Origin of the sequence: Actinokineospora sp. PR83, from assembly GCF_021056305.1 — a bacterium.
Classification (GTDB): Bacteria; Actinomycetota; Actinomycetes; order Mycobacteriales; family Pseudonocardiaceae; genus Actinokineospora; species Actinokineospora spheciospongiae.
Genome location: NZ_JAJCXD010000044.1, coordinates 61,644 through 75,988 on the forward strand (window position 1 = coordinate 61,644; position 14,345 = coordinate 75,988).

At 70.0% G+C, this 14,345-nt stretch carries 17 protein-coding genes and 1 pseudogene; 8 read left to right on the forward strand and 10 right to left on the reverse strand.

The genetic code is table 11. From position 1 onward, the window contains the following. Nucleotides 1-88 precede the first annotated feature (88 nt). Both L6E12_RS16645 and L6E12_RS16650 read right to left on the reverse strand, forming a co-directional pair. Nucleotides 89-1,162: an LCP family protein gene (locus tag L6E12_RS16645; protein ID WP_236228836.1), complete on the reverse strand. Its 1,074-nt coding sequence runs from the start codon at nucleotides 1,160-1,162 to the stop codon at nucleotides 89-91. Continuing rightward, nucleotides 1,159-1,665, reverse strand: a complete 507-nt coding sequence (locus tag L6E12_RS16650; RefSeq protein WP_236228837.1) for a SigE family RNA polymerase sigma factor — start codon at nucleotides 1,663-1,665, stop codon at nucleotides 1,159-1,161. Before L6E12_RS16650 ends, L6E12_RS16645 begins: the two co-directional genes overlap by 4 nt. Nucleotides 1,666-1,807: 142 nt before the next feature. Here L6E12_RS16650 and L6E12_RS16655 point away from each other — a divergent pair, with 142 nt between their 5' ends. Further along, nucleotides 1,808-2,977 carry an MFS transporter gene (locus L6E12_RS16655; protein ID WP_236228838.1) on the forward strand — a complete coding sequence of 390 codons (1,170 nt, stop codon included), beginning with the start codon at nucleotides 1,808-1,810 and terminating at the stop codon, nucleotides 2,975-2,977. Here L6E12_RS16655 and L6E12_RS16660 read toward each other — a convergent pair. Further along, nucleotides 2,931-3,305, reverse strand: a complete 375-nt coding sequence (locus tag L6E12_RS16660; protein WP_236228872.1) for a very short patch repair endonuclease — start codon at nucleotides 3,303-3,305, stop codon at nucleotides 2,931-2,933. The two genes, L6E12_RS16655 and L6E12_RS16660, sit on opposite strands and share 47 nt — an antisense overlap. A gap of 367 nt (nucleotides 3,306-3,672) precedes the next feature. Here L6E12_RS16660 and L6E12_RS16665 point away from each other — a divergent pair, with 367 nt between their 5' ends. The 3 genes from L6E12_RS16665 to L6E12_RS16675 are packed head-to-tail and all read left to right on the forward strand — an operon-like array spanning nucleotide 3,673 to nucleotide 5,743. Further along, nucleotides 3,673-4,002, forward strand: a complete 330-nt coding sequence (locus L6E12_RS16665) for a hypothetical protein (RefSeq protein WP_236228839.1) — start codon at nucleotides 3,673-3,675, stop codon at nucleotides 4,000-4,002. Then, nucleotides 3,999-5,276: a hypothetical protein gene (locus L6E12_RS16670; protein WP_236228840.1), complete on the forward strand. Its 1,278-nt coding sequence runs from the start codon at nucleotides 3,999-4,001 to the stop codon at nucleotides 5,274-5,276. The genes L6E12_RS16665 and L6E12_RS16670 overlap by 4 nt, the downstream gene beginning before the upstream one ends. Continuing rightward, entirely contained in the window at nucleotides 5,273-5,743 is a 471-nt protein-coding gene (locus L6E12_RS16675; RefSeq protein WP_236228841.1) for a hypothetical protein, read from the forward strand. Before L6E12_RS16670 ends, L6E12_RS16675 begins: the two co-directional genes overlap by 4 nt. 33 nt (nucleotides 5,744-5,776) lie before the next feature. Here the strand turns inward: L6E12_RS16675 and L6E12_RS16680 are convergent, their stop codons facing one another. From L6E12_RS16680 to L6E12_RS16710, 7 genes are all read right to left on the reverse strand, one after another. Next, entirely contained in the window at nucleotides 5,777-5,932 is a 156-nt protein-coding gene (locus L6E12_RS16680; protein ID WP_236228842.1) for a DUF397 domain-containing protein, read from the reverse strand. Beyond that, nucleotides 5,919-6,542, reverse strand: coding sequence for a DUF6461 domain-containing protein (locus tag L6E12_RS16685; RefSeq protein WP_236228843.1), 624 nt, complete (start codon nucleotides 6,540-6,542; stop codon nucleotides 5,919-5,921). The genes L6E12_RS16680 and L6E12_RS16685 overlap by 14 nt, the downstream gene beginning before the upstream one ends. Next, the gene (locus tag L6E12_RS16690; RefSeq protein WP_236228844.1) at nucleotides 6,536-7,150 is read right to left on the reverse strand and encodes a NucA/NucB deoxyribonuclease domain-containing protein; all 615 of its coding nucleotides are present in this window, start codon (nucleotides 7,148-7,150) and stop codon (nucleotides 6,536-6,538) included. The genes L6E12_RS16685 and L6E12_RS16690 overlap by 7 nt, the downstream gene beginning before the upstream one ends. 89 nt (nucleotides 7,151-7,239) lie before the next feature. Beyond that, a complete protein-coding gene (locus tag L6E12_RS16695; protein WP_236228845.1) occupies nucleotides 7,240-7,395 on the reverse strand; it encodes a DUF397 domain-containing protein in 156 nt (51 codons plus the stop codon). 26 nt (nucleotides 7,396-7,421) lie between these two features. After that, the gene (locus tag L6E12_RS16700; protein ID WP_236228846.1) at nucleotides 7,422-7,940 is read right to left on the reverse strand and encodes a hypothetical protein; all 519 of its coding nucleotides are present in this window, start codon (nucleotides 7,938-7,940) and stop codon (nucleotides 7,422-7,424) included. 149 nt (nucleotides 7,941-8,089) lie between these two features. Further along, on the reverse strand, nucleotides 8,090-8,245 hold the full coding sequence (locus tag L6E12_RS16705; RefSeq protein WP_236228847.1) for a DUF397 domain-containing protein: 156 nt from the start codon (nucleotides 8,243-8,245) through the stop codon (nucleotides 8,090-8,092). A gap of 2 nt (nucleotides 8,246-8,247) precedes the next feature. Next, nucleotides 8,248-9,078 (reverse strand): helix-turn-helix transcriptional regulator, encoded by an 831-nt coding sequence (locus tag L6E12_RS16710; RefSeq protein ID WP_308074924.1) that lies wholly within the window; start codon nucleotides 9,076-9,078, stop codon nucleotides 8,248-8,250. Between the two features lie 369 nt (nucleotides 9,079-9,447). Between L6E12_RS16710 and L6E12_RS16715 the strand changes: the two genes are divergently transcribed. The 4 genes and pseudogenes from L6E12_RS16715 to L6E12_RS16730 all read left to right on the forward strand — a co-directional run. Next, nucleotides 9,448-10,233 (forward strand): Scr1 family TA system antitoxin-like transcriptional regulator, encoded by a 786-nt coding sequence (locus L6E12_RS16715; protein ID WP_236228849.1) that lies wholly within the window; start codon nucleotides 9,448-9,450, stop codon nucleotides 10,231-10,233. A 477-nt stretch (nucleotides 10,234-10,710) separates the two neighbouring features. Next, a complete protein-coding gene (locus L6E12_RS16720; protein WP_236228850.1) occupies nucleotides 10,711-12,366 on the forward strand; it encodes a M14 family zinc carboxypeptidase in 1,656 nt (551 codons plus the stop codon). 134 nt (nucleotides 12,367-12,500) lie between these two features. Continuing rightward, nucleotides 12,501-13,310, forward strand: a complete 810-nt coding sequence (locus tag L6E12_RS16725; protein WP_236228851.1) for a trypsin-like serine protease — start codon at nucleotides 12,501-12,503, stop codon at nucleotides 13,308-13,310. A 177-nt stretch (nucleotides 13,311-13,487) separates the two neighbouring features. After that, a pseudogene (locus tag L6E12_RS16730) lies at nucleotides 13,488-14,285 on the forward strand (trypsin-like serine protease); the annotation flags it as partial. Nucleotides 14,286-14,345: the final 60 nt, after the last annotated feature.

Here is a 14,345-nt window from a genome sequence, read left to right on the forward strand (position 1 = left end):
CGCGCCAAGAGGGTTGTGGACAGGCTCAGCGCACCCACAGCGCAAGAGGTCCCGACCACCCCCCAGTGGCCGGGACCTCCTCACGCATTCAGTTGACGCACTGGGAAGAGGTCTGAGCAGTGGCGGTCATGGGGACCTCCGGGGCGGGCGGCTGCACGGCGAACTGCTGCGCGGTGAACCGCTGCACCGCCGCCGGGTCCACTTCCAGCGCCATGCCGCTGTCGGCGGTGTCCACCTCGCCGACGACGGGGATGGTGGCGGTGACCAGGGGGGTGCTGCCGACGAGGGTGGCCGCGAAGGCGATCAGGTCCCAGCCCGGGTCGGTGCGGACGGTGCGGTTCACCGCGTCCACCAGGGTCGCCAGGCCGTTCAGGTTCGTGAGGGTGTCGTCGGCCAGGAGCTTGGTGGAGAGGTTGCGGAGGAATACCTGTGCCCTGGTGATGCGGTCGAGGTCGCCGTTGGGGAGGCCGTGGCGCTGGCGCAGGAAGGCGAGGCTGCGCTGGCCGGTGAGGGTGGTGGGGCCCGCTTGGAAGTCGGCGCCGGAGTAGGGGTCCTTGGTGGCGCGGTTGAGGCAGACCTCGACGCCGCCGAGGGTGTCGGCGAGGGCGGCGAAGCCCGCCACGTCGGCGATGGCGACGTGATCGGCGCGGACGCCGGTGAGGTGTTCGACGGTGGCGATCAGGCCGTTGCGGCCCGCGGTGGCGGCGGTCTGGTCGTCGGCGCCGCTTTCCTTCGCCTGGGTGTAGAGGGCGTTGTAGGAGTGGCTGAGCTTCTTGTTCCCCGCGCCCGGGACCGCGGTGTACGCGTCGCGCGGCAGGGAGACCCCGCGCAGGGAGCCGTCGGCGCCCACCCGGACCAGGACGACGGTGTCGAGGTAGCCGTTCGCGTCGCTGCCCGCGAGGAGGACGTTCTGGGTCTGGCGGGACTGGGGCGGCTGGGTGGCGACCTGGGCGGCGGTGCCTGCGTTGTCGTTGCGCAGCAGGGACGGCAGGACCACCGCGCCCGCCACGACGGCGACCACAGCGGCGGCGATGGCCGCGAACGTCGGCCAGGCGCGGCGGTGGTGGCCGTTGCGCAGCCGGGCGAGCACCGCCTCCGGGTGCGCCGCCTGGTCGGCTTCGGCGGCGATGGCCTGGCGGATCAGGGATTCGTGCTCGGTCATCGCAGGGCCTCCGATGCGGTCGCGGTGGTGTCGGCGCGGAGCGTGGACAGGGCGTGGGAGAGGTGGCTGCGGGCGGTGCCTTCGGTGCAGCCGAGGACGTGCGCGATCTGGGCCGTGGTGCAGTCCTCGTAGTAGCGCAGGACTATCGCCGCGCGCTGTCTGCGCGGGAGGGCCGCTATCCGGGCTCGCATGGCGTCGCGCTCCACGTAGTCGTGGGCGAAGTCGCCGACCGGCGCGGACGCCGCTTCCAGGGCGGCTCGGGTGGCGGTGATGTCCCGGGCCGCTTTGCGCCTGCGCCAGGACAGGTACTCGTTGGTGACCATCTTCTTGACGTAGAGGTAGGAAGCCTCCATGTCGCCGATGCGCGACCACCTGCGCTGCGCCCTGAGCAACACCTCCTGCACGATGTCCTGGGCCAGGTGCCGGTCGCAGGTCATCGCCGTCGCGTAGCGCAGCAAGCGGTCCAGCCGTTCCGCCACGAACTGGTCGAAGCTTTCGCGCACCGTGGCCCCTCTCCGCGTGAAGTATCGAGTGCGTCCGGGGAACACCGCGGGAGCACCGGAACGTTGAAGCCACTCGCCGTGATCCCGGTCACGTCGAGTATTCGATTGCCGTCCCCAGTCTCCCCCGGTGACACTGGCGGCGATGACCGGTCGCCTGGTGTTCGTGCTCGCGCTGACCTGCGGGATCGCCGTCGGCAACCTGTACTTCCCGCAGGTCGTGAGCCCCTTGGTCGCCTCCGGGCTCGGGGTGTCGCCCACGGCCGCCGCGCTGGTGGTGACCGTGGCCCAGCTCGGGTACGCGGTCGGCATCTTCTTCCTGGTGCCACTGGGCGACCGGGTGCCGTACCGGACCCTGGTCGTGGCGCTGCTCGGGCTGACCTCGGTGTTCCTGCTGGTGGCGGGCACCGCCACCAGCCTCCCCGCACTGGTCGTCGGCGGCGGCCTGGCCGGGGTGACGACGGTGGTGGCGCCGCTGGTCGCGCCCATGGTGGCCGGGATGGTCGCCCCGGAGCGGCGCGGGGCGGTGACCGGCACGGTGCTCAGCGGGTCGATCGGCGGGATGCTGCTGTCCCGGGCGTTCGGCGGGGTGCTCGGCGAGTGGCTGGGGTGGCGCGCGCTGTACCTGCTGGCGGCGGGGCTGTGCGCGGTCGCCGCGGTCGTGCTGGCGCGGCTGCTGCCGTCGTCGGAGGCACCGTCGCGGCAGCGGTACCCGGCGTTGGTGGCGGAGTCGGTGCGGTTGCTGTGGGCGGAGGCGGCGCTGCGGCGGTCATGCCTCAACCAGGCGTGCGTGTTCGGGGGGTTCTCGGCGGTGTGGACCGCCGTGGCGCTCCTGCTGACCGGTGGGCGCTACGGGTTGGACGCGCGGGCGGTGGGGGCGTTGGCGCTGGTCAACGCGGTGACGATGCTGTGCACGCCGGTCGCGGGGCGGTTCGCGGACCGGTGGGGGCCGGACGCGGTGAACGCGGTGTGCTTCGGCGCGGTGCTCGTGGCCGCGGCGGTGCTCGCCCTGGGTGGGCTGGGCGGGGTCGCGGGGTTGGGCGCGGTGGTGGCGGGGACGTTGCTGCTGGACGTGGCCATGCAGTCGGGGATGGTGGCGAACCAGGTGCGGATCTTCGCGCTGGGCCCCCAGGTCCGCAGCAGGCTCAACACGGCCTACATGACCTGCGCCTTCCTCGGCGGCGCGGCGGGTTCCTGGGCGGCGACGGCGCTGCCGGGGTGGCCGTGGGTGTGCGCGCTGGTGGCCGCCCTCGCCGCGGTCGCCTGGCTCAGCGCCGCTCGGCGACGAGGTCGCGCACCCGCTGAGCGGCGCTGAGCGGGTCCTCGTGCTCCCACACCCGCACGACCGCCCACCCGTCGTCGGCGAGCTTGCGGTCGGTGTCGCGGTCGCGGGACCGGTTGGTCTCGATCTTCGAGCGCCAGAAGTCGGCGTTGTTCTTCGGCCAGGTCACGTGCTCCGGGCAGCCGTGCCAGAAGCACCCGTCGACGAACACCGCCACCTTCACCGGGCCGAACACCACGTCGGCCTCCCGGCGCACCGCGCGCACCGGCCGCCGGTGCACCCGGTAGCGCAAACCCAGGGCGTGCAGCGCTTTCCGCAGCGCGATCTCGGTCCCGGTGTCCCGTGAGCGCTGCCTGCTCATCCGCCCCCGGACCGCGTCCGTCGTCTCCAAGGAACCCACGGCCACATCATGCTCTTGTGCCTGCTTCCGGATCACCGCGGTCGCCCACCGGTGGTCACCGCGTGGCGGGCAACCCGGCCGCGGTGGTTCGCCCGGATCCGCTACAGCGGCCGCGTGCAGTGGCACGGCTTGGACGTCTTCCACTTCAACACCGCCGGGCAGATCACCGGCAAGTTCACCTACGCGGCCTTCCGCCTGCCGCTCTGGGAACGGGCGCACTGACGCCACTTCCCGCGCGCCCGCCCGGGAGCGGGAACTCCATCCGGGTGATTCGCAGGCGAAGGCCGGACAGCTTTCGCTTGCCCCCTTATCCTCGCCTCACGCATCCGTGGGGGGGACAGTGGACGGCTACGAGGTCGACATCGAGGGCCTGCGCAAAGCGGCGAGGGCGGCGGGCTCCGCCGGGGAACAAGCCGGTCAGATCAGACTGGGCGAGGCCGTGGCCCCAGCCGCGGAGGCCATGCCGGGCTCGGCGTCCGCGGGGCAGGCCCAGGCACTGGCCACCGCGTGGGGCGAGCGGCTGCGCGGCTGGTCGGCGGACATCACCGCGTTCAGCGGCAACCTCGCCACCTCGGCCGATGGCTACCAGGAGGACGAGTCGGCCGCGGCGGAGGACTTCGACGTCCTGGGCGGCATCCTCGGCAGGCTGGGCGGATGACCTCCTACGCCGACGTGCGGTCGTGGAACTCCGAAGCCCTGGAGGGGGTTGCGCAGGCCGTGCGCGGCCGCAAGGAGCAGATCCTGGGCCTCCAGGACGAACTCGACATGTCGTTCGGCCCGCTGTTCTGGCACGGGGAGAACGCCACCGGCGCGCGCGGTGCGCTCAGCGGGCTGCGCGACCGCGCCGAGCACATCGTCGCCGAGGCCGCCCACGTGCAGAAGGCGCTGCAGGACGCCGCCGACGCCGTGGACGACCTGCGCCGCCAGGTGGAGGAGCTGGAGACCACCGCCAGGGCCAACCGGTTCACCATCGGCCCGGACGGCTCGGTCCACGACGACGACCCCGCGGCCGCGGCCGACCCGGACCGCCCGCGCACCGCCCAACTCCTCGCCGAGCGCGTGGGCCAGGTGCTGGGGATCGCGGGCGAGGTCGACTCCCGCCTCGCCGCTGCCCTGGCCGCCGCCGCGGGTGGCACCGTGGACGACCACGGCGCCACCACCCTCGCCGACGCCGACGTCACCACCACGGCCGACGGCAAGTACCACACCGGTCCACCGGAGAAGCCGACCTTCACGTTCGACGAGGACTTCGCCTACGACTCCGCGGACTCCGAGCTCTCCGACCACCTCGCGAAGGCGAAGTGGCTGGCCCAGCTGCGCGGCGCGCAAGCCCTCGGCCTCATGCCCGACGCGACGGAGATGTACGAGCACTACTGGGCCAACACCGGTGCGCCCAAGGAATGGGACTACGAGAAGGCGTACAAAGAGGACTCCGGCATCCGCCAGAGCGTGGACTCGGAGGTCACCCGCGCCGCCCGGGCCGCGGAGGAGCTGATCCGCTCCGGCCGCACCGACTTCTCGATGACCGGCGCCCCCAGCGGCGCGGAGCCCTACCCGAAGACCGAGAACTGGCAGAAGGCCGTCGGCGGCCACCAGATCTGGAGCCACGGCGACGTCAAGGTCGAGGGCAACAGGGTCACCATGGTCGTCACCGTCGAGGGCCAGGACCGCTACAACTTCAACCGGGGCCAAACCGACATCGCCACCGGGGCCTCCGACAACGGCAACGGCCGCTTCACCGAAATAGGCTGGGCCAAACCGTTCGACACCCACGGCAGCATGACCAAGACCATCACCTGGGAACTCGGCCACCCACCCGCGGGCCTCACCGACGGCCCCGCCCCCGACGACGGCACGGTCCGCGGCACCGACCGCGACCGCGGCCCGACACCGGACAACCCCCGGGAACCCGGAAGGAACCGCGCCCGGTGACCCCCACCACCCGCCGACTCACCGCGGCAGCCCTCGTGCTGCTGACCACGACCGCCTGCGGCAGCACCCAGCCGCAGAAGGGAACCACCATGCCCACCAAGTCGGGCACCGGCGAACTCCGCACCGACCTCGAACCCCTCACCAAGCGCTTCCCGCTGCTCACCAAGGCGGAGACAGCGGAGTGGATGTCCGGCACCCTCGGCGACGACCGCGTCCCCGGCCCCTCCACGTATTGGATCGACGCGATCGTCACCCTCCCGGGGGCGGTGGTCGCCGAGATCAGCGAGGGCACCCGGGAGGACACCACCACACCGGCGGTCGTCGAGGGCCTCCAGGACCACCTCCCCGAAGGCCCCTTCCTGACCGGCGAGTCCCTCGACGAGGCTTTCAGCGGCCAGGGCTGGTCCGCGACGGCCTACCTGGCCAAGAACACCAACACGGTCGTCCTCGTGACCATGGGGCAGTAGGCGCGAGGCCACTGGCCTGAGCACCGGTGGGAACTAGCGGCAGAGCTTGGTGATCAGCTCGCGCACGGCGTCGCGGGCCACCGGCAGCGACACACCGGGTCGCTTGCTGTCCCGGACAGCCGAGAGGTCCTGCCGCAGCTCAACACAGTTGCTCGCGTTGCCCGAACGACAAGACTTACACCATTCCATGATCCGCATCCGGATACAGCACATGGGACTCGGAGATGTGGTAGGTGGGAAACTGTTGCCCCAGCCAATAGGGATCGAAGGCCACGCCGGTCTGTTGTTCCATGAGCGCGAGACAGGCTTGACGTGCCACTGCCGTTTCCAGCTCAGGACCAATCGCCCACGCCGGACGAATCTCGCCTGGTTCTTGACTCGGCGCGACGGGGTAGAGCATTTCGAACCGTGCCGTGACCACACCGTCTTTCGCTTCGGTGACGAGTCCGAACGCGTTGACGTTCCAGTACACGCTGAAGAAGTGTCCGCCTCCAGTTGAGCACCGTCGAGCCACCTCCGGGTGACTCCCGCTCCACCCGTTGTTCTCGACGGTCACGACATGGTGATCGTGCTCGAACACTTGGACGTGGTGTCGGAGCGTGAGCGGGTCTTGACCTTGCAGGCCACCCAACTGGCCGAAGCTGTGGTCGCCGAGCAGGCTGTCCTCCCGGGCACCGTAGACGGCAGCCACGTCCGCGGTAGTCCTGTCGGAGATCACCGCGACGGTCCACGCTTCGATCTCTCTCACCCAATCGTATTTGCGCACCAAGTCGTCAAGCGGGACGTTCTCTTCTAGCACAGTCCTTTGTCCTTTGCGATGTCCGTTCCCGAAAACGCCTCTGCCGCTATCCGATCAGGATGAACGATGACAACAAGAAACCGCTGCCCGTCTTTGGGGTACTGAGCGCCGTACATCCCACCCTGACAACTGTTCTCCCGACCGGGCACCTCCTCGGTACGCGCACCTCCCCCGCCTTCACTTGTTGACGCCATGGGGTATTCGTCGCACTGCCCACCGTATTTCTTGGAGAAACTGCGCGGGCACGCGATGCGGCGGTTCTCGTCCTGCTTGGCCCTGTTCATGGTGAGGACCCCGGGGTGTCCGGACTCCCAGGCGAGTCGGGTGTTCCGCGCGATGAAGGGGATCTTGTTGGCATCGACAAGGAGAACGTGCAGGTCTCCGCACCACCTGTCGACCAACATCTGGGATGTTTCACACTGCTTGGCCTCCGACTCGGCGGCGGTGGCGACCATCACCCGCGAGTTCCCCTCGCCGAGGATCGTCCTCCCGCCGCCGGTGAACAAGCCGGTCATGGTGTCGACGACCTTGTCACCGCCGAACACGGCCACGGCCGCAACCAGGATGATCACCGGCAGCAGTACGCCACCCTTGGTGCGTGTCGCCATCCGACCCTCGTTCCTGTTCTCAGGTGACGCCCACCGGGTGGCCCCGACACTCCGGTGCCCCCGCCGTCGGACGGGGGCACCGGAGGCGACTAGCGGGCGAGCTTGGTGATCAGCTCGCGCACGGCGTCGCGGGACACCGGCAGTGACACACCAGGCCGCTTGCTGTCCCGGACAGCCGAGAGGTCCTGCCGCAACTCGACACAGTTGCTCGCGCTGCCCGAACGAGAAGACTTACGCCACTCCATGATCACAACCCTTTCGGTGGTCGGGTTCAGTTGATCGTGCCGTCCCGCCAACCGTGCCAGGCTTTTCGGCCCAGCGGTGCGGTCTTTCGGCCTCGTGGCCACAACCGGAGTCGGTAGGAGTCCACGCCCTCGACGCCCGCGGCGACCTCGGTGTAGCCGCGTCCCGAGACGCGGGCGCGGTACCTGCCGGGCGGGACGTCGCAGGGGATCGGGTCGCGGCCTCCGGAGCCCTCGAACCACAACCGGCCGTTCGGTGCGTCGAGGTCGATGTCGACCACGTGGTCCCATTCGTCGTCGCCGGGGGGCGGTTCTTGTGGCCAGACTTCGACCCGCATGGGGGCGTTGGAGTTCCACTGGGCCGGGCTCACGAGATCGACCAGGCCGTTGGACTCGCCGACGAAACGACCGGACTGCCGCGCGTCGTCCAGTGCGCGCAGAACGGCGTTGTTGTCGGGATCGTCAACCCAGGGGGCCTCGTCGTAGAGGTGGACCTGGCCGTGGTTGATCTCGACGGTCAAGTCGACCGCGCTGTTCGGTTGGCTCATCCGCAGGTCTGGTCCTTTGCGAGATGTTGCCCGTTGCCGCCCGTTACGGACACCCGCTGTCCGGGTGAAGCGCGGCCCTGTTCGGCGGGGATGGGGCACCGACGCGTCCTGCGTCCCATCCCCGCCGAACAGCAGGTGGTGCTGCGGGGCTAGCGGGCGAGCTTGGTGATCAGCTCGCGCACGGCGTCGCGGGACACCGGCAGTGACACACCGGGTCGCTTGCTGTCCCGAACAGCCGTGAGGTCCTGCCGAAATTCAACACAGTTGGTAGCGTTGCCCGAACGGGACGACTTGCGCCACTCCATGATCACAACCCTTCTAGTAGTCGCCCGATCATACTGCGACTTTCCGCACCTGAAAGTGCCAGGTCATCCAGCTCTGAGCGCACATCCTCATAGACGCGAACCTCAGAGTCGTGCAGGAACAAACCGCTTCGATAAAGCTCGACGTGGAGGACCGTGGCCGCTTGCGGGAAGTGCAACATCAGCCAGGAGTGCAGCAGTGCGCGGTGCGGCACATGTTCCCGGACAACCCGCACGCCGCGACCCCGATGGGATGCCTCCAGCAGGTGGGCAAGTTGCTCCTTGAGCGCATCAACGCCTCCGAAGGGAGTTCGGAGTGCAGTCTCGTGGATGAACGCCACGTAGTCGACCCTGGGCAATACTTGCTGCCGTCGCAAGCGGGCCATCCATCGAGTCTCAACGTCCTTCTGCACAGCGCCGTCGGCCAGCATGAAACCTGCGGCGTAGCGCTCGGTCTGGAGCAGCCCGGGAACCACCGCCAGAGACCAGTCCGTCAGCGCAGTGGCTGTGGACTCGTAGCTGGCCAGGGTTCCGAGATCCGGCACCACCCCTGGTAGCGGGCGAGACCACCAGCCTGCCTGGGCGCCTGCTCTGGCGCTTTCGATCAACTCGTCCCGTTGCGCGACCGGGACGCCGTAGACCGCCAGCACGGCGGAGACGTCCTCGCTGGTGATGTGGCGCTTGCCGTTCTCCGTTCGGCTGAGCGTGGCCGCCGACCAGCCGACCGCCCTGGCGGCGGCCTCCAGGTTCAGCGTGGTCTGCTCCAGTCGCACTGCCCGCAGTTGGGCGCCTATGGTTCTGTCCCGCGCCTGCGGTGTCTTTCTCTGACCGGACACGACTTCCTTTCCGCACCTGCAATTGCCTCGTGCTTTTTCCGCACTTGCAATCGCAAGCGCACTTGCGGGAATGAGCCTACATTAGGGGAAACCGATCAGGAGGGGGCGGCAATGGGCAGAGGACCGGTGCTGGGCCGCAGCCCCGCCGTCGAACCGCCGGGCCCGCCGGACTTCATCCTACGGACCCCGATGTCCCCATTCTGCGACCTTTGCCGGGACAGGCGGGGAAATGGTGCGTGGTTCACCTGTTCGATACCCACGTGCGGCTTCGCCATTCCCGCCGACTCCCCGTACGACGGGGTGTCGGTGGTGAAGGTGCACTACGCCGTCAGCCACCAGCACATCGACCACTCACGGTAGGAACCACGGATGTCAGCACCCACCACGACCCCACCGGGAACGGACGACAGCGGTGTCCGCGCGAAGACCCTGCGCGGGTTGCTGCTGGCGCGGGAACTCGACAGCGCCCGGGTGGCGCGGGGGTTCACCACCCGGGAACTGGCCTCGGCGATGTCGATGTCCCCGGCGATGGTGAACCGGGTGATGACCGGCAGGCGGGTGCCGACCGCGTTGGAGATCGGCGGGTTGTGCGCGGTGCTCGACGTGCCCGCCGCCCGGCGGCCGCTGCTCTACCGGCGGGCGGCGGCGACCGACCTGACCGGGTGGGTGGTGCACCCCGGCACCGGCGACGACCCGATCGGCGACGTGGAGGCGGTGGCCGACGGCATCACCGGGTTCGACCCCGCGCTGATCCCCCGCCCGCTGCGCACCCCGGCCTACGAGCGGGCGATCGGGTCGGACCGGGGTCGCGCCGACCCGGCGCTGCTGCGGATCAGCCGGTTCTTCCTGCACCCGTCCGCGTTGAGCCACCCGGCGGTCTCGGCCGAGACCATGCGCGACCAACTGCTGCACCTGGTGGAGAACCACGGGCAGCGGATCCGGCTGCTGCCCATCGGGGTGGCCCGCGAGCCCGGGTTCCGGGTCTTGGAGGTCGGCCACTTCCCGCCGGTCGTCCACATCGAACACCACGGCACCGATGTCCTGCTGGAGGAACCCGCCGCCACCGGGGCGCACACCGCCTTCCTGCGGCACCTCACCGACGTGGCGCTGTCCGGCTCCCACACGGGTGCGGCGCTGCGGAACCTCATCCGCTGAACCTGTGCGCACGCTCACCGGCACAGGCTCACGTGCTCGACGATCCCGGCCACCACGCCTGGTCGGCAGCGGGCGATGCCGCAGAGGACGCCCTTCTGGCTTGGGAAGTGCTCCGCTCGACGGTTGATGAGGACTGACCGGCGATAGGCATTCGCGGCGGGTGCGGCTCGTTGAAACATTCGCCGAGGGGGTTCGTCACCGACCGCACCGGAGTTGGCGGGGTCAGCGGCAAACGGGTGAAAGATTGCCGGGCACCCGCTCTGACGTGCCACGATCCCCGTCCGAAGTGGGAATGAAACGGGAACGACGCCCACCGCGTGCAGCCTTGTGACAGCCGCGACCGACCGGTCACTATTCGACCAGTACCGGGTGGGCGTCGGGCGGGAGGGCACCTTCGGGTTCGTCCGCGCCAGGTCCGGTCACAACTGAAGACCACCTCCGGCGGCCCCGGCCGCCCCCTGCAGGAGGAACCGCCGCGTGAGACGCAAACGCCTGTCCGTCGTGGGTGGGGCGCTGGTCGCCCTCGCCCTGATCAGTTCGATGAGCCCGGTCGGTGCCGGGGCCAAGCCGGAGCCCGGTCGGGGGACGGCCGAGTACCAGGTCAGCGGGGTCCGGTCCGCTGAGCAGCGCAACGCCGTGGCGGCGACCGGGGCCGCGCTGTACGGCTTCGAGGACAGCCGGTTGATGGTGACAGCGACACCGGAGGAGGTGGCGCGGATCCGGGCGCTGGGGCTGACCGTGGTGGCCGACGCGCCGCTGGCGCAGAGCCGGGGAGCGGTGTCCCCCAACGACTTCCCGGGTGCCGACTCGAACTACCACAACTTCGCCGAGATGACGGCGGAGATCAACCAGGCGGTGGCCGACCACCCGGGGATCATCACCAAGACGGTGATCGGCAAGTCGTACCAGAACCGGGACATCGTCGCGATCAAGATCTCCGACAACGCCGGGACCGACGAGAACGAGCCGGAGGTGCTGTTCACCGCGCACCAGCACGCGCGGGAGCACCTGACCGTCGAGATGGCGCTGTACCTGATCCGCACCCTCACCGACGGGTACGCCGGTGACGCGCGGGTCAAGGGGCTGGTGGACTCGCGCGAGGTGTGGATCATCCCGGACGTCAACCCCGACGGCGGTGAGTACGACATCAGCACCGGGTCGTACGCGGGGTGGCGCAAGAACCGGCAGCCGACGCCGGGATCGTCCAGTGTGGGCACCGACCTGAACCGCAACTGGGACTTCAAGTGGGGCTGCTGCGGCGGTTCCTCCGGCAGCGCGAGCAGTGAGACCTACCGCGGCCCGTCGCCTGCGAGCAGCCCCGAGGTGGCCGCGTTGCAGAACTGGTTGGCGAGCCGGGTGGTCGGCGGCAAGCAGCAGATCACCGCGGGCATCGACTTCCACACCTACTCCGAGCTGGTGCTGTGGCCCTACGGCTACACCACCGCCGACACCACCCCGGACCTGACCGCGGAGGACCAGCGGGTGCTGTCCACCATCGGGCGGGCCATGGCGGCGTCCAACGGCTACACCCCCGAGCAGTCCTCGGACCTCTACATCACCGACGGGTCGATCGACGACTACCTGTGGGGCAAGTACAAGATCTACGCCTACACCTTCGAGATGTACCCCTCGGGCGGCGGCGGCCTCGGTGGCTTCTACCCGCCCGACGAGGTGATCGCCGCCCAGACCGCCCGCAACCGGGACGCGGTGTTCTACCTGCTGGACTACGCGGACTGCCCGCGGCGCGCGGCGGGCCTGTCCTGCGACGGCACGCCTCCCCCGGCGGGCAAGGTGTTCGAGAACGCCACCAACGTGACCATCACCGACGCGGGTGCGGCGGTGTTCAGCAACCTCGCCGTCAGCGGGGTCACCGGCAACGCCCCGTCGGCGCTGTCGGTGGGCGTGGACATCAAGCACACCTACCGCGGTGACCTGGTGATCGACCTGGTGGCGCCCAACGGGACCACCTTCCGGTTGAAGAACTCCAGTTCGTCGGATTCGGCCGACAACGTCATCGCCACCTACACCGTCAACGCCTCGGCGATCCCGGCCAACGGCACCTGGCGGCTCAAGGTGCAGGACGTCTACAGCTCCGACACCGGTTACGTCGACAGCTTCAAGCTCACCTTCTAGGACTCGCGCCCCGGGCCCGCTGACCCCTGCCGCGGGTCCGGGGCGTTCCAACCCCCACGGAGATCCGTCCCACGGAGTCCGCTCCACACCACCGGGCCACCCCTGCCGATCGGGCCCGGGAAAGGAAAGAACCAGTGACCGAGGGCAAGTGGTACAGCAGGATCCGCCGAGCGGTGCTCGTCGCCGCGGGCGCGCTCACCCTGGCGGCGGGCACGACGGCGCACGCGAGCGCGGCCCCGCCGCCGTCGGACGGCGGCACGTTCAGCCCGCAGGTGGTCGGCGGGAGCCGGGCCGCCCAGGGCGAGTTCCCCTGGATGGTGCGGCTGTCGATGGGCTGCGGTGGCGCGATGTACACCACCCAGTTGGTGCTCACCGCCGCGCACTGCGTGAACGGGACCGGCAACAACTCCAGCATCACCGCCACCTACGGGGTGGTCGACCTGCAGAGCAGCAGCCGGATCACCCGCAAGTCGACCTACGTGTACCGCAACCCGGGTTACTCGACCTCGACCGGCGGTGACTGGGCGCTGATCAAGCTGGCCTCGCCCATCACCGGGGCGGCGACCCTGCCGCTGGCCACCAGCACCGCCTACGACTCCGGCACGTTCACCGTCATGGGCTGGGGTTCGGCGACCGAGGGCGGCGCCCAGCAGCGCTACCTGCTCAAGGCGAACGTGCCGTTCGTCAGCGACACGAGCTGCCGGGTGGCGTACCCCAGCATGAAGACCGCGGTGGAGATCTGCGCGGGCTACCCGCAAGGTGGGGTCGACACCTGTCAGGGTGACTCCGGTGGGCCGATGGTGCGCCGCGACGCGAGCAACAACTGGATCCAGGTCGGCATCGTCTCCTACGGGCAGGGTTGCGCCCGGCCGAACTACCCGGGCGTGTACGCCCAGGTCAGCGCCCTGTCCGCGGCGATCGCCGCGAAGGCCGCGACGCTGTAGACCCACACCGGCACCCCCGGGGGCACCCGGCGCCGGTCACCGCCACGCCTCGGGCCCGCTCCGCCGGGCCCGAGGCGTGGCCGTGCCATCCCGTCCACACTGGAGTCCGCACCGACGGAGTCCACAGCGCAACGCACCGGGCCTCCCTGCCGACAGGGTCCGGGAAAGGAAGACACAGTGACCGAGGGCAAGTGGTACAGCAGGCTCCGCCGGGCGGTGTTGGTCGCCGCGGGCGCCGCCACCCTGGCTGCGGGGACCGCGGCGCACGCGAGCGCAGCACCGCCCACCGACGACGGGCCGATCACCCCGCAGGTCGTCGGCGGCACCCAGGCCGCGCAGGGCGAGTTCCCCTGGATGGTGCGGCTGTCGATGGGCTGCGGCGGGGCGATGTACACCACCCAGTTGGTGCTGACCGCCGCGCACTGCGTGAACGGCACGGGTGACAACACGAGCATCACCGCCACCTACGGCGTGGTCGACCTGCAGAGCAGCAGCAAGGTGACCCGGACGTCGTCGTACGTGTACCGCAACCCGGGCTACTCGACCTCGGCGGGCGGCGACTGGGCGCTGATCAAGCTCTCGTCCCCGATCACCGGCGCGGCGACCCTTCCCCTGGCCACCAGCACCGCCTACGACTCCGGCACCTTCACCGTCGTCGGCTGGGGTGCGGCGACCGAGGGCGGCGCCCAGCAGCGCTACCTGCTCAAGGCCACCGTGCCGTTCGTCGACGACGCGAGCTGCAAGTCCGCCTACCCGAGCATGAAGACCGCGGTGGAGATCTGCGCGGGCTACCCGCAGGGCGGGGTCGACACCTGCCAGGGCGACTCCGGTGGGCCGATGGTGCGCCGCGACGCGAGCAACAACTGGATCCAGGTCGGCATCGTCTCCTACGGGCAGGGTTGCGCCCGGCCGAACTACCCGGGCGTGTACGCCCAGGTCAGCGCCCTGTCCGCGGCGATCGCCCAGCAGGCCGCGGTCATCGGCGGGCCGACGACCCCGCCCGTGGGCAAGGTGTTCGAGAACGCCAACAACGTG